The sequence below is a fragment of the Streptomyces sp. NBC_01334 genome (assembly GCF_035983595.1).
Classification (GTDB): Bacteria; Actinomycetota; Actinomycetes; order Streptomycetales; family Streptomycetaceae; genus Streptomyces; species Streptomyces coriariae.
The window spans coordinates 9,394,269-9,415,990 of record NZ_CP130718.1 but is presented as its reverse complement, the minus strand read 5'-3'; the positions used below and the strand labels follow the sequence as shown (position 1 = coordinate 9,415,990).

The following is a 21,722-nucleotide window of genomic DNA, read 5'->3' as shown; positions in this document are numbered from 1 at the left end:
CGTGGGGATCAAGAGGCGGCACTGGGCGTTGGCGGCGGCACCGCTGGCGCTGGCCCTGCTGGCGGCGACCGGCTGTGAGAGCACGTCGGGCGCGCGGCCGAAGCCGACCTCAGCGCCGGCCACGTCCGTGGCCCGGGTGTGTGCCAAGCCCGCGGCCGGGCCGCCCAAGGCGCCGGCGGGCGCGGTGACGGTCGACCCCGCGGTGGCCGGTGACCTGGCTGCGAAGACCAAGAGCAGCCCCCCGAACACCACGTTCTGGCTTCGACCGGGCAAGCACAGGCTCGATCCGGACCGCTACGCCCAGGTCATCCCCAAGAAGGGGGACAGCTACCTCGGTGCGCCGGGCGCGGTGCTCGACGGCCGCAAGACCAACCAGTACGCGTTCGGCGGCACCGCTCCCGACGTCACCATCCGCTACCTGACCGTGCAGGGTTTCGTCGCGCCGCACGACGAGGGCGTGGTCAACCACGACTCGGCCGACGGGTGGGTGATCGAGCACGCGACGATCCAGAACAACTCCGGCGCCGGGCTGATGGCCGGTGCCCGCCAGCGGGTCGGCGCCAGCTGCCTGCGCGACAACGGTCAGTACGGCATGAACGCGTACAAGGCCTCCGGCCGTATCACCGGCCTGGTGGTCGAGGGCAACGAGATCGTGGGCAACAACAGGGACGACTGGGAGCGGCGGCGGCCGGGCTGCGGCTGCACCGGAGGCATCAAGTTCTGGGCCGTCGACGGCGCCGACATACGCGGCAACTGGGTGCACGACAACCGGGGAGCCGGGTTATGGGCGGACACCAACAACAACGACTTCCGCATCGAGGACAACGTGCTCGAGGCGAACGACGGTGCCGCGCTGATCTACGAGACCAGCTACAACGCGGTCATCCGGAAGAACACGATCCGGCGGAACAACTGGGTCGAGGGGCGCAGGTACGCCGACCGGGGCGACAACTTCCCGTTCGCGACCGTCTACCTGTCCGAGTCCGGCGGCGAGCCACGGATCCGAGCCCGCACGGACAAGATCGATATCTACCGGAACGTGCTGGAGAACAACTGGTCCGGGATCACCCTGTGGGAAAACGCCGACCGGTTCTGCAACAGCCCGGCCAACACCTCGTCCGGTGACTGCACGTTGCTCGTGAAGAGCAAAGACCGCTGCGCACAGCCGGCGATCGCCACCGCACCGCTCTACGCCGACTGCCGGTGGAAGACCCAGCGGGTGGACATCCACGGCAACCGCTTCGTGCTGGACAAGTCCGTCGTGGACTGCACGGTGAAGTGCGACCGCATGGCGGTGCTGGCAAACTACGGCACCTACCCGGACTGGTCGCCGTACCAGGGCGAGCGGGTGGCCGAGGCGATCACCCGCGAGCAGCACAACCGCTGGCACGACAACGTCTACCTCGGACCATGGAAGTTCGTCGCCCACGACCCGAGCCGGATACTCGACCCCGTGCAGTGGCAGGGCACGCCGTACCAGCAGGACGTGGGCAGCACCTTCCGCGCGCGGGACGGTGGTTGAGATGAGCCGAGACCTCACAGACCTCACAGACCACACAGACCACACGTCGAAGATCGTCGGGACGGTCTGGGGGCTGCTGATCCTCAACACGCTCGGCTCCGCCGGGGCGAAGACCATCGTCCCGCTGCCCCGGTCGCTCATCCAGATGGTCACCATGGGCGCGCTCGTCGCCGCGTTCACGCTGGCGCTCGCGGTCAATCTCCGGTTGCGTATCCGAGCCAGCGCCTTCGGGTTCCTGCTCACCCTGCTGCTGGTACCGAGCGTGATCTCCAGCGCGGACCTCGAGTCCGGGTTCGGCGCGCTGTTCCGCTGCGCCCGGCTGGCTCTCTTCGTCGGCACGCTGTGGCTGCTCAGCCGCTGGTGGGACGGCGGCCTGACGTTCGTCCGGCACCACATCAGGATGTACTTCGTGGTCCTCGGGTCGGTGGCCGCCGGCGCGATCATCTCACCGGGCGCCGCCATGCCCGAGCTCTACGGCGGGCGGCTGGTGGGCGCGTTGTGGCCGCTCACCCCGCCGCAGATCGGGCAGTACGCCGCGGTGATCATCGGGCTCAGCGTGCTGCTCGTCCTGGGCCGCCGGACCGACAGGGCCGGCGCGGCCGTGGTCATCGTGCCGGCACTCGTCCTGCTCGCGCTGACCCACACCCGGACGGCCACGCTCGGCCTGCTCATCGGGCTGGCGTTGGCGATCGGCTCGCTCGTCCTCACCAGCGCCGCCGCCCGCCGGTTCTTCGCCTGGGCGGTGCTGTGCGCCGCGGTGGCCGCGGTGGGGTTCGGCTCCGCGCTGCAGGCGTGGTTCCTGCGCGGACAGAGCCAGGAGAACTTCACCAGCCTCACCGGCCGGGCCAAGGTCTGGCACGCCCTGCTGGCGGCACCCCGCACGACCTCGGAGTACCTGTTCGGCGCGGGCCTGGGCGACAAGTCGTTCGGCGGGCTGCCGATCGACAACAGCTGGCTGGCCGTCTACCACGAGCAGGGCATGACAGGCGTCGCCCTGGTGGCGGCGATCATCATCGTGCTGGGCGGCGTCGCGCTGCTGCGGCCACCATCGCTGTCGAGGGCGTGTGCGATCTTCCTGATCAGCTACTGCGCGATCGCGTCGTACACGGAGGCCGGGCTCGGCGACGCCTCGCCGTATCTGCTGCATCTGGCCGTGGCTGCCTCGCTGCTGGCGGCGCCTGCCGCGCCCGCTCCCCTCTCGACGCCCGAAGTCCCCGGACGGCGCATCCCGCAAGGGCCCCGAAGATCGGAGATGACCTGAGCATGCACGTCCTCGTGGTGCACAACCGCTACGCCTCGGCGCAGCCGAGCGGGGAGAACAAGGTCGTCGACCAGGAGGTGGCGCTGCTGCGCGGGGCCGGCCACCGGGTCGAGACGTTCGAGCGGCGCAGCGACGACATCGCCGCCCGGTCCCTGCTGGGCAAGGCCGCGATACCGCTGCTGGTGCCGTGGAACCCGGCGGTCCGCGCGGAGCTCGCCGCCCGGCTTCGCACCGAGCGGCCGGACGTGGTGCACGTCCACAACGTCTTTCCGCTCCTGTCGCCGGCGGTGCTGGCCGCCTGCGCCGACGCGGGCGTGCCCGCCGTCGCCACGCTGCACAACTACACCCAGGTCTGTCCGCCCGGCACGCTGCAGCGGGACGGCCGGCCGTGCACCGAGTGCGTCGGGTCCGCGCCGCTGCCCGCCGTCCGGCACGGCTGCTACCGCAACTCCCGGCTGGCGACGGTGCCGCTCGCGGTCAGCCTGTCGGTCAACCGGCGACGGTGGTGGTCCGGGGTGGAGCGGTTCTTCTGCATTTCCGCGGCGCAACGCGACGTCCTGGTGCGGTCCGGCATGCCTGCCGAGCGGCTGGCGGTGAAGCACAACTTCGTGCCCGACCCGGACGCCCGACGGACCGGCGCCGGCGAGCATCTGCTCTACCTCGGCCGGCTCGCGGAGGCCAAGGGCGTGCGGCTGCTCATGGCCGCGTGGGAGGAGGTCGCCGCCGGCGGCGGTGTGGGCGTGCCGCTCGTGATCGCCGGCACGGGGCCACTGGAGGCAGAGGTGGCCGCCTGGGCGGCGGGCCGGGACGACGTACAGTACGTCGGCCTCTGTGACACGGCGGAGTGCCAGAAGGCCATCGCACGCTCGGTGGCCGTGGTGGCGCCCTCCACGTGGCTGGAGGCGTTCGGCCTAGTGGTCGTGGAGGCGATGGCGGCGGGGGTCCCGGTCGTCGCCGCCGGTCACGGCGCCTTCGTCGAACTCGTCGAGGACGGGGTGACCGGGCTGTTGCACCGGCCGGGCGAGTCCGCGTCGCTCGCCTCCTGCATACGCCGGATCGCGGCCGGACAGGACCTCAACCGGGAGATGGGCCGGGCGGCCCGGCGCCGTTACGAGCAGGGGTTCAGCCCGGCCGTCGGCCTCGAGCGCCTGGTGGAGGGGTACCGCTCCGCGATCGCGGGTCGGTCCGGCGGCGGGGACAGCCCGCCGCCGACAGGGGAAAAGATCACTGGCTCGCGGTGGGGTCACCCGCGCGAGCGGGATGGGGGCAGTAGATGACACGATGCCGACTCTGCGGCTCGGCGGCGCTGGAGAGCGTCGTCGATCTCGGGGCGACTCCGCCGTGCGAGAGCTTTCTCGCCGCGGACCAACTGGAGCAACCGGAGCCCGCGTACCCGCTGCACCTGCGGGTCTGCACCGACTGCTGGCTCGCGCAGATCCCGCCGCTGATCACGCCGGAGGAGACGTTCAAGGAGTACGCGTACTTCTCCTCCTACTCGACCTCCTGGGTGGAGCACGCGCGCACGTTCGTCGCCGACGCCGTACAACGGGTGGGGCTCGGCCCCGACGCCTTCGTGGTCGAGGTCGCGAGCAACGACGGGTACCTGCTGAGGCATGTGGTGGACCGCGGGATCCGCTGCCTCGGCATCGAGCCCTCGGTGAACGTCGGTGCCGCGGCGCGGGACGCGGGTGTGCCCACGCGCACGGACTTCCTGGACCCGGCCACCGGCGCCGACGTCCGCGCCGAGCACGGCCCGGCGGACCTCGTCGTGGCCAACAACGTGTACGCGCACATCCCCGACGTCGTCGGGTTCACCCAGGGGCTGCGCGCCCTGGTCGCCGACGACGGCTGGGTCTCCATCGAGGTGCAGCACCTGCTGACCCTGATCGAGGAGAACCAGTACGACACGATCTACCACGAGCACTTCCAGTACTACACGGTCGCGTCCGCGAGCCGGGCGCTGGCGAGCGGCGGACTCACGCTCGTGGACGTCGAGTTGCTGCCCACGCACGGCGGCTCCATCCGGCTGTGGGCCCGGCCGGCCGAGGTGGCCGGCGAGCCGACCGGGCGGGTGGCCGACGTGCTGGCCCGGGAGAAGGCCGCCGGGCTGCAGGAGCTGTCCGGGTACACCGAGTTCTCCGCCCGGGTGGCCAAGGTGCGCCGGGATCTGCTGCGGTTTCTCATCGAGGCGGCCGAGCGCGGCGAGACGGTCGTCGGCTACGGCGCTCCGGGCAAGGGCAACACGCTGCTCAACCACTGCGGCATCCGGCCCGACCTGCTCCCGTACACGGTCGACCGCAACCCGTACAAGCACGGCCGGTTCACCCCGGGCACCCGCATCCCGATCCTGCCGCCCGAGCAGATAGCCGCCGACAAGCCGGACTACGTCCTCGTCCTCCCGTGGAACCTGCGGGACGAGCTGGTCGAGCAGCTGTCCTTCGTGCACGACTGGGGCGGCCGGCTGGTCTTTCCCATCCCGGAACTGAGCATTGTCGAGGCCAAGTCATGAAGGTCGTTCTGTTCTGCGGCGGTTACGGGATGCGGATGCGCAACGGAACCTCCGACGACGTGCCCAAGCCGATGGCGATGGTCGGCCCGCGACCGCTGATCTGGCACGTCATGCGCTACTACGCGCACTTCGGGCACACGGAGTTCATCCTGTGCCTCGGGTACGGGGCGCACCACATCAAGGACTTCTTCCTCAACTACGAGGAGACGACGTCCAACGACTTCGTGCTGCGGGGCGGGCGGACCGAGCTGCTGTCCACCGACATCTCGGACTGGACGATCACGTTCGCGCAGACCGGCATCGAGTCGCCGATCGGGGAGCGGCTGCGCCGGGTGCGGCACCACCTGGACGGCGACGAGATGTTCCTCGCCAACTACGCCGACGTGCTCACCGACGCCCCGCTGCCGGAGATGATCGACCGGTTCGCCCGGCGCGACGCCGGTGCGTCGATGATGGTGGTGCCGCCGCAGTCGTCGTTCCACTGCGTGGAGTTGGGCGAGGACGGCCTGGTGGGGGGCATCACCGCGGTGAGCGAACTGCCGCTGTGGGAGAACGGCGGCTACTTCGTTCTCCGCCAGGAGGTCTTCGACCACATACCGGAGAACGGGGACCTGGTCGCCGACGGATGTGCCCAACTGGCCAAGCGTGGACGGCTGGTGGCGCACCAGCACCGCGGCTTCTGGAAGCCGACCGACACCGTGAAGGAGCGGGCCGCGCTCGACGACGCCTACGCCCGGGGCGACCGCCCGTGGGCCGTGTGGGAACGGGAAGGCGCGGAGGCGCGCGCCGGAGTGAGGACCGCATGATCCAGCTCAGCGCAGGGCGCCTGGACCGGATCGTCGCGGTGGGCGCGCACTGCGACGACATCTCCATCGGCGCCGGCGGCACGCTGCTGACGCTGTGCCTCGCGCGGCCGGGTATCCGTGTCGACGCGCTGGTGCTCTCCGGCGGCGGCACCGACCGGGAGCAGGAGGAGCAGGCCGCGCTCGCCGCCTTCTGCCCGGGCGCCGACCTGCGACTGACCGTGCACAAGCTGCCGGACGGCCGGCTGCCCGCGCACTGGGAGGAGGCCAAGGCTGCGGTCGAGGAACTGCGCGGGCAGACCGAGCCGGATCTGGTGCTGGCCCCGCGCACCGATGACGCGCACCAGGATCACCGCGGCCTGGCGCAGCTGATACCCACCGCATTCCGTGACCACCTCGTGCTCGGCTACGAGATCGTCAAGTGGGACGGCGATCTCGGCCGTCCGGCGGCATACCAGCCGCTGTCGCCGGAGATCGCCGAACAGAAGGTGCGGCTGCTGCAGGAGCACTACCCCTCGCAGCGGCACCGGCCCTGGTACGACCGGGAGGCCTTCCTCGGCCTGGCCCGGATCCGCGGAATCGAATGCCACGCGCGCTACGCCGAGGCGTTCGCCGTCACCAAACTCACGCTCAATCTGGGGGACTGAACTTTGCGCGTACTGCTCACCGGACACCAGGGCTACCTGGGCACCGTGATGGCCCCGGTCCTCGCGGCCGCCGGGCACGAGGTCGTCGGCCTTGACGCCGGCCTGTTCGCCGACTGCGTCCTTGGCCCGGCGCCCGAGGACCCGCCGGGGCATCGGGTGGACCTGCGCGACGTCACGGCCGAGCACGTGGCAGGGGTGGACGCCGTGATCCACCTGGCCGCGCTGTCCAACGACCCGCTGGGATCGCTGGCGCCGGAGCTCACCTACGACATCAACCACCATGCGTCCGTGCGGCTGGCCCGGCTGGCCCGCGACGCCGGAGTGCGGCGCTTCCTGTACGCGTCGACCTGCTCGGTCTACGGCGCCTCCGGCGGCGACGACCTGGTGACCGAGGACGCCCCGCTGCGCCCGGTGACGCCGTACGCGGAGTCGAAGGTGCGGGTGGAGGACGACCTGCACGCGCTGGCCGACGGCGACTTCACCCCGGTGTTCATGCGCAACGCCACCGCCTTCGGCTACTCGCCCCGGCTGCGGGCCGACATCGTGCTGAACAACCTGGTCGGCCACGCGCTCCTGTCCGGCGAGGTGTTGGTGCTCTCCGACGGCACCCCCTGGCGCCCGCTGGTGCACGCCGCCGACATCGCACGCGCCTTCACGGCCGCGCTGACCGCGCCGCGCGAAGCGGTGCACGACCGGGCGTTCAACATCGGCAGCGAGATCAACAACGTCACGGTCGCGGAGATCGCCGACCAGGTCGCCGAGGCGGTGTCCGGCGCGAAGGTGGTGATCACCGGGGAGAACGGTGCCGATCCGCGGTCGTACCGGGTGGACTTCTCCCGGTTCCGCGCCGCGATCCCCGGCTTCGACTGCGAGTGGACGGTGAAGCAGGGCGCGCTCGAACTCGCCGACGCCTACCAGAAGTTCGGGCTGACCCGGGAGGACTTCGAGCGACGCTTCACCCGGCTGGCCGTGCTGCGCGCGGCGTCCGAAGCCGGCGCCGTCGACGACACCCTGCGGTGGCGCGGATGACCGTGGCCGGCGAAGAGATGTACGAGCTGGTGGAGCGGCTGTACCCGCTGTGCCGGAGCATCACCGGCGACGGTGTGCGCGCCACCCTGGAGATCGTCGACGAGTACGTCCCGCTGCAGGTGCACGAGGTGCCGACCGGGACTCAGGTGCTCGACTGGACGGTGCCGCAGGAGTGGAACATCCGCGACGCCTACGTCGCCGACACCACCGGCCACCGGGTCGTCGACTTCGCCGCGTCCAGCCTGCACGTGCTCGGCTACAGCGTGCCGGTGTCGGCGACCATGCCGCTGGCCGAGCTGCGTGGACATCTGCACACCCTGCCGGACCACCCGGCCTGGGTGCCGTACCGCACCAGCTACTACAAGCCGGACTGGGGATTCTGCCTGGCCCAGGAGACCTTGGACGCGCTGCCGGACGGCGACTACGAGGTGCGCATCGACTCCACCCTCGCGGACGGCCACCTCACCTACGCCGAGCACGTGGTCCCCGGGCAGGTCCCCGACGAGGTGATCGTCTCCTGCCACGTCTGCCACCCCTCGCTGGCCAACGACAACCTGGCCGGCATCGCGGTGGCGACCTTCCTGGCCCGGGCGCTGGCCGAGCAGACGCCGTACTACACCTACCGGTTCATCTTCGCGCCCGGCACCATCGGGGCTGTCACCTGGCTCGCCCGCAACGCGGAGCGGGTCGAACGGGTCAAGCACGGCCTTGTGCTGGCCTGCGCCGGCGACCCGGGCCGGCTGACGTACAAGCAGAGCAGGCGCGGCGACGCGGAGATCGACCGCGTGATGCGACACGTGCTGCCCGCCTCCGAACGCCCGCACCACATCACCGAGTTCACTCCGTACGGCTACGACGAGCGGCAGTTCTGCTCGCCCGGGTTCGATCTCGGCGTGGGCTCGCTCAGCCGGACCCCGTACGCCGGCTACCCCGAGTACCACACCTCGGCGGACAACCTGGACTTCGTCTCCCCGGCGGCGATGGCGGACACGCTCGCTCTGTGCCGCGAGGCATTCGCCGTCCTCGACCGCAACCGGCGGTACGTCAATCTCAGCCCCTACGGCGAGCCGCAGTTGGGCCGGCGCGGGTTGTACGACGCGCTCGGCGGCCGCAGCGACACCAAGCAGGCCCAGATGGCCATGCTCTGGGTGCTCAACCTCTCCGACGGCGAGCACAGTCTGCTGGACGTCGCGGAGCGGTCCGGGCTGCCGTTCAGCGCCGTCGCCGCCGCGGCCGACGCCCTGCACGGCGCCGGGCTGATCAAGGCATGACGCCGATGACCACCGAGGGGGAGAAAACGACGTCACCGGCCGGATCCGCCAGGCGGGCCCTCGCCGGTCGGCTGTCCTGGGGACTGGCCGACCAGGCGGCCTCCAGCGTGAGCAACTTCGCCGTGGGTATCTACGTGGCCCGCTCACTGGGGGTGACCGCGTTCGGCGTGTTCAGCCTCGCCTGGGTGACGTACGGCGTGGTGCTCAACGTCTCCCGCGGGCTGGCCACCGATCCGCTCGTGGTCCGCTTCAGCGGCGTGCCGGAGGCGTCCTGGCGCGGGGCGGTGGCCCGGTCGACGGGTACCGCACTCGGCGTCGGTGCGGCCATCGGCGCGGTGTGCCTGGTGGCCGGGCTCGGCCTCGGCGGCCGCCTGGGGCCCGCGTTCGCCGCCCTTGGTGTCATGTTGCCGGGGCTGCTGCTCCAGGACGCCTGGCGGTTCTCGTTCTTCGCCGCCGGCGCCGGGCGGAAGGCGTTCGTCAACGACGTCGTGTGGGGTGTCGCGCTCGTCCCGGCCCTGGTGGTGGCGGCCCACGTGGGCAGCGTGGCCGCTTTCGTGCTCGCCTGGGGCGCGTCCGCAACGGTGGCGGCGGGGTACGGCTACATCCAGTCCGGCATCCGGCCCCGGACGACCGAGGCGCGCGGGTGGCTGCGCGAGCAGCGCGATCTCGGCTACCGGTACCTGGTCGAGAACGTCAGCCTCAGTGGTGCGAGCCAGCTGCGGGCGTACGGGCTCGGCGCGATCGTCGGGATCGGCGCGGTGGGTGCGGTGCGGGGCGCCGAGCTCCTGCTCGGTCCGTTCCTGGCGGTGCTCATGGGGCTTTCGCTCGTCACCGTCCCGGAGGCGGCACGGGTGCTGCGGCAGGCCCCGCATCAACTGGGCCGATTCTGCCTCCTCCTCGGCGGGGGGCAGGCCGCCGGCGCACTGCTCTGGGGCGCGGCGCTGCTGCTGATGCCCGGCCGGCTCGGCGAGCTGGCGCTCGGCGATGTCTGGCACTCCGCCTCGGAGCTCATCGTGCCGATCACCCTCGGCGTCGCGGGCGCGGGCCTCGGCACCGGCGCGGCGGCCGGGCTGCGCGCGCTCGGCGCGGCCCGGCGCAGCCTGCGCTGCCAGCTGTTCGCCTCCGCCTGCTATGTCGGCGGCGGGCTCGGCGGGGCGGCCGCCGCCGACACGGTCGGTTCGGCCTGGGGCGTCGCCGCCGCGACCGTCAGCAGCTCTGCCGTGTGGTGGCTGCAACTGCGGTCCGCCCTGCGCGAGCGCCACCGCGATCCCATCCCCGAAGTGAGGACCTCATGACCGACCGACCCAGGCTGAGCATCGGACTGCCCGTGTACAACGGCGAGGAGTACCTGGCCGAGTCGCTCGACGCCCTGCTCGGCCAGACCTACGAGGACTTCGAGCTGGTCGTATCCGACAACGCCTCGACCGACGGGACGCAGGAGATCTGCCGCAAGTACGCCGCTCGGGACTCGCGCATCCGGTACCTCCGGCTGCCCCGGAACATCGGCGCCACGCCGAACCACAACCATGTGCTCGCCGAGTCCCGCGGTGAACTGTTCAAGTGGGCCTCGCACGACGACCTGTACGGCCGGGACCTGCTGCGGCAATGCGTTCAGGCGCTGGACGAGCGCCCGGACATGATCCTCGCGCACACCGGCCAGGCGGTCATCGACGGCGACGGCCAGGTGACGGTCCCCTACGAGTACGGGCTCGCCACCGACTCTCCGCACGCGCCGGAGCGCTTCCGCAGTCTGTTGTTCGAGCCGGGTGGCGACGACTTCTACGGGGTGATGCGGGCCGACGTGCTGCGCCGGGTGAAACCGATGGACAGCTACCACCACGCGGACCGCACGTACGTCGCCGAGATCACTCTGCACGGGCCCTTCCACCAGGTGCCGGAGCTGCTGTACTTCCGCCGCGACCACCCCACCCGCGCCGAGCGTGCGAACCCTTCCAAGCGCTCCCGGTGCGTCAACCTGGACCCGCGCCGGGCGGGCCCGCTGCACCCGACGCCCCGGCTGCTCGCCGAGTACGTCTGGGGCTTCGCCTCGGCGATCCGGCGGGCGCCGTTGTCCCCTGCCGACCGGCGCGCGTGCTACCGCCACCTGGCCGCTTGGATGACCAGCCGGGTCCGGCCGGGCGCCGGTGAGCGGATCGAGGACCGCGCCCCGGTCGATCCGGCCCTGCTCACGGTCTCCGTCGACGCGCTCGTCGCCGGTCGTGAGGGGAGGCTGACATGACGGCCGCGGGCGGGGCCCCGGTGCGCGTGGGGGTGTTCGGCCTGCTCGGCTCCGGCAACCTCGGCAACGACGGATCGCTCGAAGCCGTGCTCGGGTACCTCCGCACCGCGCACCCGGATGCGGTCGTGGACGCGCTGTGCGGCGGACCCGAGGCCGTGACGACCCGGTTCGGGATCCCCGCGACGCGGCTGCACTGGTACCGCGGGGAGTACCGCACCGCGTCGCGGGCGGGCGCGATCGCGGCGAAGGGTCTGGGCAAACTCGTCGACGTCTTCCGCACCGCTGCCTGGGTACGCCGGCACGACGTGGTGATCGTGCCGGGCATGGGCGTCCTGGAGGCGACACTGCCGCTGCGGCCCTGGGGCTTCCCGTACTCGCTGTTCCTGCTCTGCGCGAGTGGCCGGCTGCTGCGCACGCGGGTGGCGCTGGTCGGCGTCGGCGCCGCGACGATCGGCGACCGGCCGACCCGGGCTCTGGTGCGCTGGTCGGCGCGCCTGGCCGCATACCGGTCGTACCGGGACGCGCAGTCCCGCGACGCGATGCGGGCGATGGGCGTGGACACCGCGCGCGACGAGGTCCACCCGGACCTCGCGTTCGCCCTGCCGACGCCACGGGCGGGCGCGCCCTTGGACCCGTCGGACCCGTCGGGCCCGGTCTGCGTCGGCGTCATGGACTTCCACGGCGGCAACGACGACCGTGCCCGGGCCGATGAGATATACCGGCGCTACCTCGACGGGACGATCCGGTTCGTCCGCGCGCTGGTCGAGGAGGGCAGGGCTGTCCGGCTGCTCACCGGTGACGAGTGCGACGCGTCGGTGGTCGCCGCGATCCTCGACGCGGTGGACTCCGCGCTGGTCACCGCTGCCGAGCCGGCCTCACTGGCCGACCTGATGAAGGAGATGGCGGCCGCCGACACCGTGGTGGCGATCCGTTACCACAACCTGATCTGCGCGCTGAAGACCGGAACTCCGGTGCTCGCTCTCTGCTACGCGGCGAAGAGCGACTCGCTCATGACGGAGATGGGCCTCGGCGCGTACTGCCACCCGGCACGCGAGGTCGACGCCGACCGGCTGCTCGAACAGTTCCGCGCGCTGGAGAAGCGTTCGGCCGAGCTGCGGAGGACCCTCGCCGAGCGGAACCTGGCCGTCTCCCGGCAACTCGAGCGCCAGTTCGACTCCTTGACCGCGGCCCTGTTCCCTGCGACCGACCACACCCCCACCTTACGGAAGGCGTCATGAAGGCGACCGAAGTCCCGGAGATCCTCGGCGCGTACCTCTTCGAGCCGACGCCGTACGCCGACGAACGCGGCTTCTTCTGCCGCACCTTCGACGCCGACGTGGTCCGCTCGGTGGGCATCGACCCGGACGCCTTCGTCCAGGACAGCCTGTCCCGCTCGGTCCGGGGCGTGCTGCGCGGTCTGCACCTGCGCTCCGGCGCCGGCGAGGCCAAGCTGGTGCGGTGCTCGTACGGGAGGATCTTCGACGTCGTCGTGGACCTGCGGCCGGACTCGCCGACGTATCGCAACCGGGCCTGGTTCGAGCTGTCCGGCGACACGCAGGTGACCCTGTACATCCCGGCGGGGTGCGCGCACGGCTTCCAGGCGCTGACCGAGACCACCGACACCTCGTACCGGATCGACCGCCCGCACGATCCGGCCGAGGACGTGACGATCGCCTTCGACGACCCGGAGCTCGCCATTCCCTGGCCGCTGCCGGTCACTTCGATGTCCCAGCGGGACCGGGAGGCGCCGAGCCTCGCCGAGGTCCTGAAGCACAGAGAAACGTAAAGAAAGTTGAGGTCGGCGTGGACACCCAACACACCGCAGAGCTCCTCCTGCCCCGGTCGCGGACGGCGAACGAGCGGCTGCACGCCCTGATCCCCGGGGGCGCGCACACCTACGCCAAGGGCGACGACCAGTACCCCGAGAACCTGGCCCCGGTCATCAGCCACGGCCACGGCGCCCACGTGTGGGACATCGACGGCAACCGCTACATCGAGTACGGCTCCGGCCTGCGGTCGGTCAGCCTCGGCCACGCCCACCCACGCGTCATCGAGGCGGTGCGACGCGAACTAGACCGCGGCAGCAACTTCGTCCGGCCGTCCATCATGGAGGTCGAAGCCGCGGAGCGCTTCCTGGCCACGGTGCCGACCGCCGAGATGGTGAAGTTCGCGAAGAACGGCTCCGACGCCACCACCGCCGCGGTGCGCCTCGCCCGCGCCGCCACCGGGCGCCCGCGGGTGGCCCTCTGCGCCGACCATCCGTTCTTCTCCGTCGACGACTGGTTCATCGGCACCACACCGATGTCCGCCGGCATTCCGGCGGCGACCAACGAGCTCACCGTGGCGTTCCCTTACGGGGATCTGGCCGCCACGGAGGAACTGCTCACCCGGTACCAGGACGAGGTCGCCTGTCTGATCCTCGAACCGGCCACCCACACCGAGCCGCCGCCCGGCTACCTCACCGGCCTGCGCGAGCTGGCCGACCGGCACGGCTGCGTACTGATCTTCGATGAGATGATCACCGGTTTCCGCTGGTCCGAGGCGGGCGCCCAGGGCCTGTACGGCGTCGTCCCCGACCTCTCCACGTTCGGCAAGGCGCTGGGCAACGGATTCGCCGTCTCCGCGCTGGCCGGGCGCCGCGATCTGATGGAGCTGGGCGGGCTGCGTCACTCCGGCGACCGGGTGTTCCTGCTGTCCACCACGCACGGTGCCGAAACGCACTCCCTGGCAGCCGCGATGGCCGTGCAGACCACCTACGTCGAGGAGGGCGTCACCGCGCGGCTGCACGCCCTCGGCGAGCGGTTGGCCGCCGGTGTCCGCGACGTCGCGGCCGGTATGGGAGTGGGCGACCACATCGTCGTCCGGGGCCGGCCGAGCAACCTGGTCTTCGCCACCCTCGACGAGCACGGGCAGCCGTCGCAGCAGTACCGCACCCTGTTCCTGCGCCGGCTCCTCGCGGGCGGGGTGCTGGCCCCGTCGTTCGTGGTGAGCAGCGCGCTCGACGACGCCGACATCGATCGCACCGTCGACGTGGTGGCCCAGGCATGTGCGGTGTACCGGAAGGCGCTGGACGCCGCCGACCCCACTCCCTGGCTGGCCGGACGACCGGTGAAACCCGTATTCCGCCGCTTGGTGTGACGCAGTGTGACATGACGTGACATCAGCGACGCTCCCGCCGACCGGCGTCGGCCATCGGGTCGACAGGCCGGTCGGCCGGCCTGTCGCTCAGCCGGTCGGCGGTACGGTCGATCAGCCACGCGGTCGCCGGCACCACCGCCAGCGCGGTGCACCAGCCCCCCAGGACGTCGGTCGGGTAGTGCGCGCCCAGGGCGACCTGCGCCCAGCCCATGGCGGCGCCGGCGACCAGCGCCGCGGCGAGCACGAGCACCGTGCCCGCCGTCCTGCCGAGGCCGAGCCGGCCGGTCGTGAGCAGCGCCACCACGAGGGCGAGCGCGGTGAGGAAGGCGGTGTGCCCGCTCGGGTAGGACAGGTTGCCTTCGCCGTGGATGGTGCGTCCCACCAGGGACTTGAGCAGCGTCGCCGTCACCACGGCCATGCCGACCCCGGCCACGAAGAGCACCGCTGCGCGAGGACGCCGAAGCAGCAGGCAGCCCGTAACGGCGGCCACGACCAGCATCGCCGCTCCGGCGGGTTCTCCCAGGAAGTCCGTGGCCAGAGCGACGTGCCGCCACGGCGGCCGCACGCTGTCCGCCGTCGGCCGGATGATCCACCTGTCCACCCTGCCGGGCTGGCTGTGGCCGGCGTACAGGACCCCGACCGCGACGACCACCAGCGCGGCGAGGGCCCCGATCAGCCCGAGCCACCCGCGCAGCATGGGGGGCAGCACCGCGGACGCCGGACGGCCGGTCACACGGCCACCGCGGCCGGTCGACCTGCAACGGCTTTCTGTCTCCCCTGTTCCAAGCCCTCGTCGCGGCCCCCACCGCCCGGGCCGACGAGCACGTGCACCACCCGCCGCACACCGTCGCTGTCCATCCGGCAGATGCGCCGCACGTCGCCCTCCCGTCGGGGCCGCCCCCATGTCACCAGCCGCCACCGCGACGCCCCGTCCCCGAGCACTGCCCGCTGCCGCCCGCCGACCTGGCCGGATCGTCAGATCTACGGGGTGCGCGCTGCTGGGCCGAACTCGTCGGCCTGTCCGTCGCCCTGGTCAAGGACGATGGAATCAGTCGCCGCCTGTCACCCTAACTGCCGCCGCTCCGGATCGTGTGCGTTCCGCTCCTCAGGGCGCCATGCCGCAACCGGAGCTCGGGGCGGCGGAGGAATCGTGTCCTCATCATCATGAATCTCCCCTTCCGAAGCCGCGGTTGCTCACACCCGGGTCCACTTCTGGCCGGCCTGGCCGTTGCAGCTCCACAGGACCAGCGGGGTCGCGTTGGTGGTGCCGGCCCGGTCGACGTCGAGGCACAGCCCGGCGTGGACGTTGCGGATCGAGCCGTCGGAGCCGACGGTCCACTTCTGGTTGTCCTGGCCGTTGCAGGGCCAGGTGATGACCCGGGTGCCGTTGGCGGTGCCCTGTTCGTAGGCGTCCAGGCACTTGTCGCCGAAGACGCGGATCTCGCCGCCGGCCCACGTGGTCCACAGCTGGTTGGCTGCCGTATGGCAGTCCCAGAGCAGCGCCGTGGCCCCGGCAGCGGTGGAGGCGTTGTCCACGTCCAGACAGCGGCCGGACGCGTTGCCGCGCAGCCGCGAGGTGGTGGCGGCCAGCGGGCTGCCACCACCCACCCGGAACACGGCCGCGCCGTGCGCGGGGACGCTCGCCGAGATCTGCCCGGACGTGCTCGACGTGCCGCCGGTCCACAGGTCGGTGAGAGTGAACGGGCTGCCGGACAGGCCGACTTGCGCCGCAGTGGTGGTGACCGTCGCAGTGCTGCCTCCCCGGTTGAACAGGCCCACCGCGACCGAACCGTCGGACATCTGCTTGGCGAACACCTCGGCACTGCCGTCGTCGCGCACCCTGCGCCCTCCCGCGCCCAGCTGATCCTGGTTCACCGCCAGCAGACGCGGGTTGCGCAGGATCGCGCTCACGTCGGCGGACATGGTGCGGATGTCGTTGCCGGCCATGAGCGGGGCACCCAGCAGCGCCCAGAGAGCGAAGTGGGAGCGGGACTCGGTCAGTGACAGGCCGGGACGGCCCACGACCAGCATGTCCGGGTCGTTCCAGTGTCCGGGACCCGACTGCGCAGCCAGCGGCGCGGTGATGTCCAGGACGTTGCCGACGCCCATCGGATAGCTGTTGGTGTTGCCGTTCTGCCAGATGTCGAGCAGGTCCTCGGTCGTCCGCCACAGGTCGGCGACCTCGCCCCAGTTGTACGTGGCGCCGGTGATGGCGTGGAAGCTGTTGGGGTTGATGCTGTAGACGATCGGCCGCCCGGTGGCGCGCAGTGCGTCGCGCATGAGCGTGAACCGCGCGACCTGCTCGTCGCGGGTGCCGCTGGAGGAGCACCAGTCGTACTTGAGGTAGTCGACCCCCCACGAGGCGAACGTGGCGGCGTCCTGGGCCTCGTGCCCCCTGCTGCCCGTCGACCCGGGATAGGCGCCGCTGGTCTGCGCGCAGGTGCGTTCGCCCGGCACCTGGTAGATCCCGAACTTCAGGCCCTTGCCGTGTATGTAGTCCCCGAGCGCCTTCATCCCGCTCGGGAACTTGGTCGCGTTGGCCCGCAGGTTGCCCGCCGCGTCGCGCTGCGGGTCGAACCAGCAGTCGTCGACCACCACGTACCGGTAGCCGGCGTCGCGCATGCCCGAGGACGCCATCGCGTCGGCGGCCTGGCGGACCTGCGCTTCTGTGATCCCGCATCCGAAGCTGTTCCAGCTGTTCCAGCCCAGTGGTGGCGTGAGCGCCGGGCTGCCGGGCGCGGCCGCGGCGGTGGAGGGAGCGGAAGCCGTCACGGCCGCGGTGACCGTCAACGCGGCCGCCGCGAGGAGGTGGAGCAGTCGTCCGCCTGATCGTCTGGGCACCAAGTGCTCGCTTTCCCGGAAGGGGCGCCATGGGCGGGCGACATGAAGATCCATGTCACGTCCATGACACCGCACAGAAGAGAAGGTCGGTTCGAAATTTCGTTAGCCATTCGGAAACTGAAGGCCTCACGGATACTAGGGAGGCGATCGAACATGTCAACCCCATCGCCGAACCGCCTCCACGATCTGGCCATACAGACCCGCGCAAGGTGGCGCATCTGCACCATCCGGGCAATTGGCCTGCAGTGGCGTCGAATCAAAAGCTTCGAATGTTTCGAAGCTTCCGACGATTCATGCGCGGGGTATTGACGGGATTCACCGGCCTCCTATCATCCAGAATGCTCGACAAGCCGATCCTTGTTCGAGATCCCGTATACAGAGCAGCCGCTGGCGCGAACCAGCAGGGCGCCTCCGGGCAACTCCCCCCAACGGACGGGCCGCAGAAGGAGAACGCCACCCGTGCAGATGTCATGGACTCATCAGATCCTGTCCCGTCGCCGCGCACTGACGACCGCCACCGGCCTGGCCGCCGGTGCCCTGCTTCCTCCGACAGCGGCCCACGGCACCGCCTCCCCCCGAGGGCCGGCCCTCGCTGCCGCGGCGGCCTTCACGAACCCGGTGATCTGGCAGGACTTCGCGGACATCGACGTCATCCGCGTCGGTGACACCTTCTACGCCTCGGCCTCGACCATGCACTACTCGCCGGGCGCGCCCGTCCTGCGGTCGTACGACCTGGTCAACTGGGAGATCGCCGGCCACTCGGTGCCCGTGCTCGACTTCGGCGCCAAGTACGACCTGAACGGTGCCCGCGGCTACGTCCGGGGCGTCTGGGCGTCGTCGCTGGCCTATCGGCCGAGCAACAGGACGTTCTACTGGCTCGGCCAGATCGACTTCGCCAGGACGTACGTCTACACGGCGACGGCCGCCGAGGGGCCGTGGAACCGGCTCACGACGATCAGCACGCCCTACTACGACGCGGGACTGCTCGTCGACAGTGACGACACCCTGTACGTGGCGTACGGGAACACCACGATCAGCGTGGCCCAGCTCTCGCCCGACGGCCGCAACCAGGTCCGCACGCAGCAGGTGTTCACCGCCCCGTCGAGCGTCGGCACCCTCGAGGGCTCCCGCTTCTACAAGATCAACGGGCAGTACTACATCTTCCTGACCCGCCCCGCGAACGGCCAGTACATCCTGAAATCGTCGAGCGGCCCCTTCGGTCCCTACACGATGCGGCAGGTCCTCCTCGACCTGCCCGGGCCGATCGCCGGTGGTGGAGTCCCCCACCAGGGCGGGCTGGTGCAGACGCAGAGCGGCGCCTGGTACTACCTGGCCTTCGTCGACGCGTACCCCGGTGGCCGGATGCCCGCCCTGGCGCCGGTCACCTGGACCGCGGACGGCTGGCCGGTCGTGCAACTCGTCAACGGCGCGTGGGGCACCTCGTATCCCGGCCCGACCGTGCCCCCTCCGCCCCGCCGGGTCACCCCCATGACCGGCGTCGACACCTTCGACGGCGCAGCCCTCAAGCCGAGATGGGAGTGGAACCACAACCCGGACAACACCCGATGGTCGGTGAACAACGGCCTGACCCTGCGCACCGCGACCGTCACCGACGACCTCTACTGGGCGCGCAACACGCTCACGCACCGCATCCAGGGCCCCACCTCCACCGCCACGGTCCAGCTCGACCACACCGAGATGCACAACGGCGACCGGGCCGGACTCGCGCTGCTGCGTGACTCCTCCGCGTGGATCGGCGTCAAGCGCGACGGCGCCGGGACGCGGGTGTCCATGGTCAACGGGCTGACCATGGACACCAACTGGAACACCACGGGCACCGGCACCGAGGTCGCGAGCGCTGCCGTCCCGGGCAGCCGTGTCTGGCTGCGCGCGAGCGCGGACATCCGTCCCGGCACCGGACGCCTCGGCGCCTTCTCCTACAGCACCGACGGCACCACCTTCACCCGCCTCGGCCCGGCCTTCTCCCTGGGCAACGACTGGCGGTTCTTCATGGGCTACCGATTCGCCCTCTTCAACCACGCCACCCAGGCGCTCGGCGGCGCGGTCCGCTTCACACGGTTCGAGCTGACCACGCCCTGAAGAGGTCCACCGATCGCACCACGCAACCCCCCACCCCGAGGAGAACCATGAACCCGCTGAAACGGCTCGGCTGTCGCCGCGCCTCGGTCCTGGGCCTGCTGGCCGCGACCGTCCTGGCGACACCCGGGACCGCGACCGGCGTGCCCGACACGCCCGACACCGTACGGGCCTCCACCCTGGGCGCCCAGGCGGCCCAGTCCGGACGGTACTTCGGAACCGCCGTGGCCGCAGGCCGGCTCGGCGACGGAACGTACACCGGCATCCTGGACCGAGAGTTCAACTCGGTCACGCCCGAGAACGAGATGAAGTGGGACACGATCGAGGCGTCCCGCGGCTCGTTCAACTTCGGTCCTGGCGACCAGATCGTCAACCGCGCGACGTCCCACGGTCAGCGCATGCGAGGCCACACCCTGGTGTGGCACTCCCAACTGCCCGGCTGGGTCAGCTCGATCAGGGACGCCAACACCCTGCGCGGCGTGATGAACAACCACATCACCACCGTGATGAACCACTACAAGGGCCGGATCCACTCCTGGGACGTGGTCAACGAGGCCTTCGCCGACGGTTCCAGCGGCCAGCTCCGCAGCTCGGTCTTCCGGGACGTGCTGGGCGACGGCTTCCTGGAGCAGGCGTTCCGCACGGCCCGGACGGCCGACCCGGCGGCCAAGCTCTGCTACAACGACTACAACATCGAGGACTGGAACGCCGCCAAGACCCAGGGCGTCTACCGCATGGTGCGCGACTTCAAGGCACGCGGTGTACCCATCGACTGCGTCGGCCTCCAGGCCCACTTCGGCGCCGGCGGTCCCCCCGGCAGCTTCCAGACGACGCTGTCGAGCTTCGCCGCCCTCGGCGTGGACGTCCAGATCACCGAACTGGACATCGCGCAGGCGTCACCGACCGCGTACGGGAACACGGTCAGGGCCTGCATGAACGTCGCGCGCTGCACCGGCATCACGGTCTGGGGCATCCGCGACAGCGACTCCTGGCGCAGCAGTGAGAACCCCCTGCTGTTCGACCGCAACGGCAACAAGAAGTCGGCGTACAACACGGTGCTCACCACGCTGGGCGGCACGCCCGCCACCACGCGCAGCACCCCCGACGCGCGGGCCCTGCCCAGCAGTTACTCGTGGAGCTCCAGCGGCCAGCTGATCGCGCCGAAGTCCGACTCGACCCACAACATCGCCGGTATCAAGGACCCCACGGTCGTCCACTACAACGGCAAGTACCACGTGTTCGCCAGTACCGCGAGCTCCTCCGGCTACAACCTGGTCTACCTGAACTTCAGCGACTGGTCCCAGGCCGGCTCGGCCACCCACCACTACCTGGACCGCACCGCCATCGGCGCCGGCTACCGCGCCGCGCCACAGGTGTTCTACAACGCGCCGCAACGCCTGTGGTACCTCGTCTACCAGACCGGCAACGCCTCGTACTCCACCAACCCCGACATCAGCAACCCCAACGGGTGGAGCGCCCCGCGCAACTTCTACTCGTCGATGCCGGACATCATCCGGCAGAACATCGGCAACGGCTACTGGGTCGACATGTGGGTGATCTGCGACAGCGCCAACTGCTACCTGTTCTCCTCCGACGACAACGGACACCTGTACCGCTCGCAGACGACCGTCGGCCAGTTCCCCAACGGCTTCACGAACACGGTCATCGCACTGCAGGACTCGAAGAACGCGTTGTTCGAAGCGAGCAATGTGTACAAGGTGCAAGGCAGCAACCAGTATCTGCTCCTCGTCGAGGCCATCGGTTCCGACGGACGCCGCTACTTCCGTTCCTGGACCGCCGCCGGTCTCGCCGGCTCCTGGACGCAGCTCGCCGCATCCGAGAGCAATCCCTTCGCCCGGGCGAACAACGTCAGCTTCCCCGCGGGCGCCTGGACCCGGGACATCAGCCACGGCGAGATGATCCGCGCGGGCTACGACCAGACACTCACCATTCCGGCCTGCCGGCTCCAGTACCTCTACCAGGGCCTGAATCCCAGCGCGGGCGGCGACTACAACCTCCTCCCCTGGCGGCTCGGCCTCCTGACCCAGACCAACTCGACCTGCTGACCGACCGATCCGTGGGGAGCGCTTCCGAGGGAGCGCTCCCCACGCGCACCGCCGACCGTGATCCTGGAAGTCGGCTGCAGTCGGCGTCCCGGGGTGGGGGCCGATCACAGGACCACAGAGGAGGGAGGGACTTCACAGGTGATCCGGTCGTAACTCATGGCGTCCGCCATGTACGTGGCGGCACCGTTCGGCACAGTGGCGACACAGGTGGCGGCGGTGCGGGGCTGCGGCGGCGGTGCGGATCCGCTCGGCGACCCGGACCACGTCGTCGGCGAGCCGTTCGCCGGGCAGAGCCGGGC

General features: G+C 70.8%; 17 protein-coding genes. 15 read left to right on the top strand and 2 right to left on the bottom strand.

Going from position 1 to position 21,722, the window contains the following annotated elements:
- Position 1: 1 nt before the first annotated feature.
- The 13 genes from OG736_RS41800 to OG736_RS41740 are packed head-to-tail and all read left to right on the top strand — an operon-like array spanning position 2 to position 14,419.
- Positions 2-1,522 (top strand): right-handed parallel beta-helix repeat-containing protein, encoded by a 1,521-nt coding sequence (locus OG736_RS41800; protein WP_327187120.1) that lies wholly within the window; start codon positions 2-4, stop codon positions 1,520-1,522.
- A gap of 1 nt (position 1,523) precedes the next feature.
- A complete protein-coding gene (locus tag OG736_RS41795; RefSeq protein WP_327187119.1) occupies positions 1,524-2,783 on the top strand; it encodes an O-antigen ligase domain-containing protein in 1,260 nt (419 codons plus the stop codon).
- A 2-nt stretch (positions 2,784-2,785) separates the two neighbouring features.
- Positions 2,786-4,060: a glycosyltransferase gene (locus OG736_RS41790; protein WP_327187118.1), complete on the top strand. Its 1,275-nt coding sequence runs from the start codon at positions 2,786-2,788 to the stop codon at positions 4,058-4,060.
- Positions 4,057-5,292 carry a class I SAM-dependent methyltransferase gene (locus OG736_RS41785; protein ID WP_327187117.1) on the top strand — a complete coding sequence of 412 codons (1,236 nt, stop codon included), beginning with the start codon at positions 4,057-4,059 and terminating at the stop codon, positions 5,290-5,292. The genes OG736_RS41790 and OG736_RS41785 overlap by 4 nt, the downstream gene beginning before the upstream one ends.
- Positions 5,289-6,098, top strand: a complete 810-nt coding sequence (locus OG736_RS41780; RefSeq protein WP_327187116.1) for a sugar phosphate nucleotidyltransferase — start codon at positions 5,289-5,291, stop codon at positions 6,096-6,098. Before OG736_RS41785 ends, OG736_RS41780 begins: the two co-directional genes overlap by 4 nt.
- Complete coding sequence (locus OG736_RS41775; protein WP_327187115.1) at positions 6,095-6,742, top strand: PIG-L deacetylase family protein; 648 nt, start codon at positions 6,095-6,097, stop codon at positions 6,740-6,742. The genes OG736_RS41780 and OG736_RS41775 overlap by 4 nt, the downstream gene beginning before the upstream one ends.
- A gap of 3 nt (positions 6,743-6,745) precedes the next feature.
- Positions 6,746-7,771: an NAD-dependent epimerase/dehydratase family protein gene (locus OG736_RS41770; protein WP_327187114.1), complete on the top strand. Its 1,026-nt coding sequence runs from the start codon at positions 6,746-6,748 to the stop codon at positions 7,769-7,771.
- Positions 7,768-9,042 (top strand): DUF4910 domain-containing protein, encoded by a 1,275-nt coding sequence (locus OG736_RS41765; protein WP_442817137.1) that lies wholly within the window; start codon positions 7,768-7,770, stop codon positions 9,040-9,042. The genes OG736_RS41770 and OG736_RS41765 overlap by 4 nt, the downstream gene beginning before the upstream one ends.
- The gene (locus OG736_RS41760; RefSeq protein WP_327187112.1) at positions 9,039-10,337 is read left to right on the top strand and encodes an MATE family efflux transporter; all 1,299 of its coding nucleotides are present in this window, start codon (positions 9,039-9,041) and stop codon (positions 10,335-10,337) included. Before OG736_RS41765 ends, OG736_RS41760 begins: the two co-directional genes overlap by 4 nt.
- Positions 10,334-11,281, top strand: coding sequence for a glycosyltransferase family 2 protein (locus OG736_RS41755; protein ID WP_327187111.1), 948 nt, complete (start codon positions 10,334-10,336; stop codon positions 11,279-11,281). Before OG736_RS41760 ends, OG736_RS41755 begins: the two co-directional genes overlap by 4 nt.
- Complete coding sequence (locus OG736_RS41750; protein ID WP_327187110.1) at positions 11,278-12,519, top strand: polysaccharide pyruvyl transferase family protein; 1,242 nt, start codon at positions 11,278-11,280, stop codon at positions 12,517-12,519. Before OG736_RS41755 ends, OG736_RS41750 begins: the two co-directional genes overlap by 4 nt.
- Positions 12,516-13,067, top strand: coding sequence for a dTDP-4-dehydrorhamnose 3,5-epimerase family protein (locus tag OG736_RS41745; RefSeq protein WP_327187109.1), 552 nt, complete (start codon positions 12,516-12,518; stop codon positions 13,065-13,067). Before OG736_RS41750 ends, OG736_RS41745 begins: the two co-directional genes overlap by 4 nt.
- Before the next feature lie 17 nt (positions 13,068-13,084).
- Positions 13,085-14,419, top strand: coding sequence for a glutamate-1-semialdehyde 2,1-aminomutase (locus OG736_RS41740; RefSeq protein WP_327187108.1), 1,335 nt, complete (start codon positions 13,085-13,087; stop codon positions 14,417-14,419).
- Between the two features lie 22 nt (positions 14,420-14,441).
- On the opposite strand, the gene OG736_RS41735 is transcribed toward OG736_RS41740, so the two are convergent.
- Complete coding sequence (locus tag OG736_RS41735) at positions 14,442-15,152, bottom strand: phosphatase PAP2 family protein (protein ID WP_327187107.1); 711 nt, start codon at positions 15,150-15,152, stop codon at positions 14,442-14,444.
- Positions 15,153-15,613: 461 nt separating this feature from the next.
- Positions 15,614-17,260 (bottom strand): glycoside hydrolase family 27 protein, encoded by a 1,647-nt coding sequence (locus OG736_RS41730; protein WP_327187106.1) that lies wholly within the window; start codon positions 17,258-17,260, stop codon positions 15,614-15,616.
- 465 nt (positions 17,261-17,725) lie between these two features.
- Here OG736_RS41730 and OG736_RS41725 point away from each other — a divergent pair, with 465 nt between their 5' ends.
- Entirely contained in the window at positions 17,726-19,360 is a 1,635-nt protein-coding gene (locus tag OG736_RS41725; RefSeq protein ID WP_327187858.1) for a glycoside hydrolase family 43 protein, read from the top strand.
- Positions 19,361-19,407: 47 nt separating this feature from the next.
- On the top strand, positions 19,408-21,423 hold the full coding sequence (locus tag OG736_RS41720) for a glycoside hydrolase (RefSeq protein WP_327187105.1): 2,016 nt from the start codon (positions 19,408-19,410) through the stop codon (positions 21,421-21,423).
- The last annotated feature ends 299 nt before the right edge of the window (positions 21,424-21,722 follow it).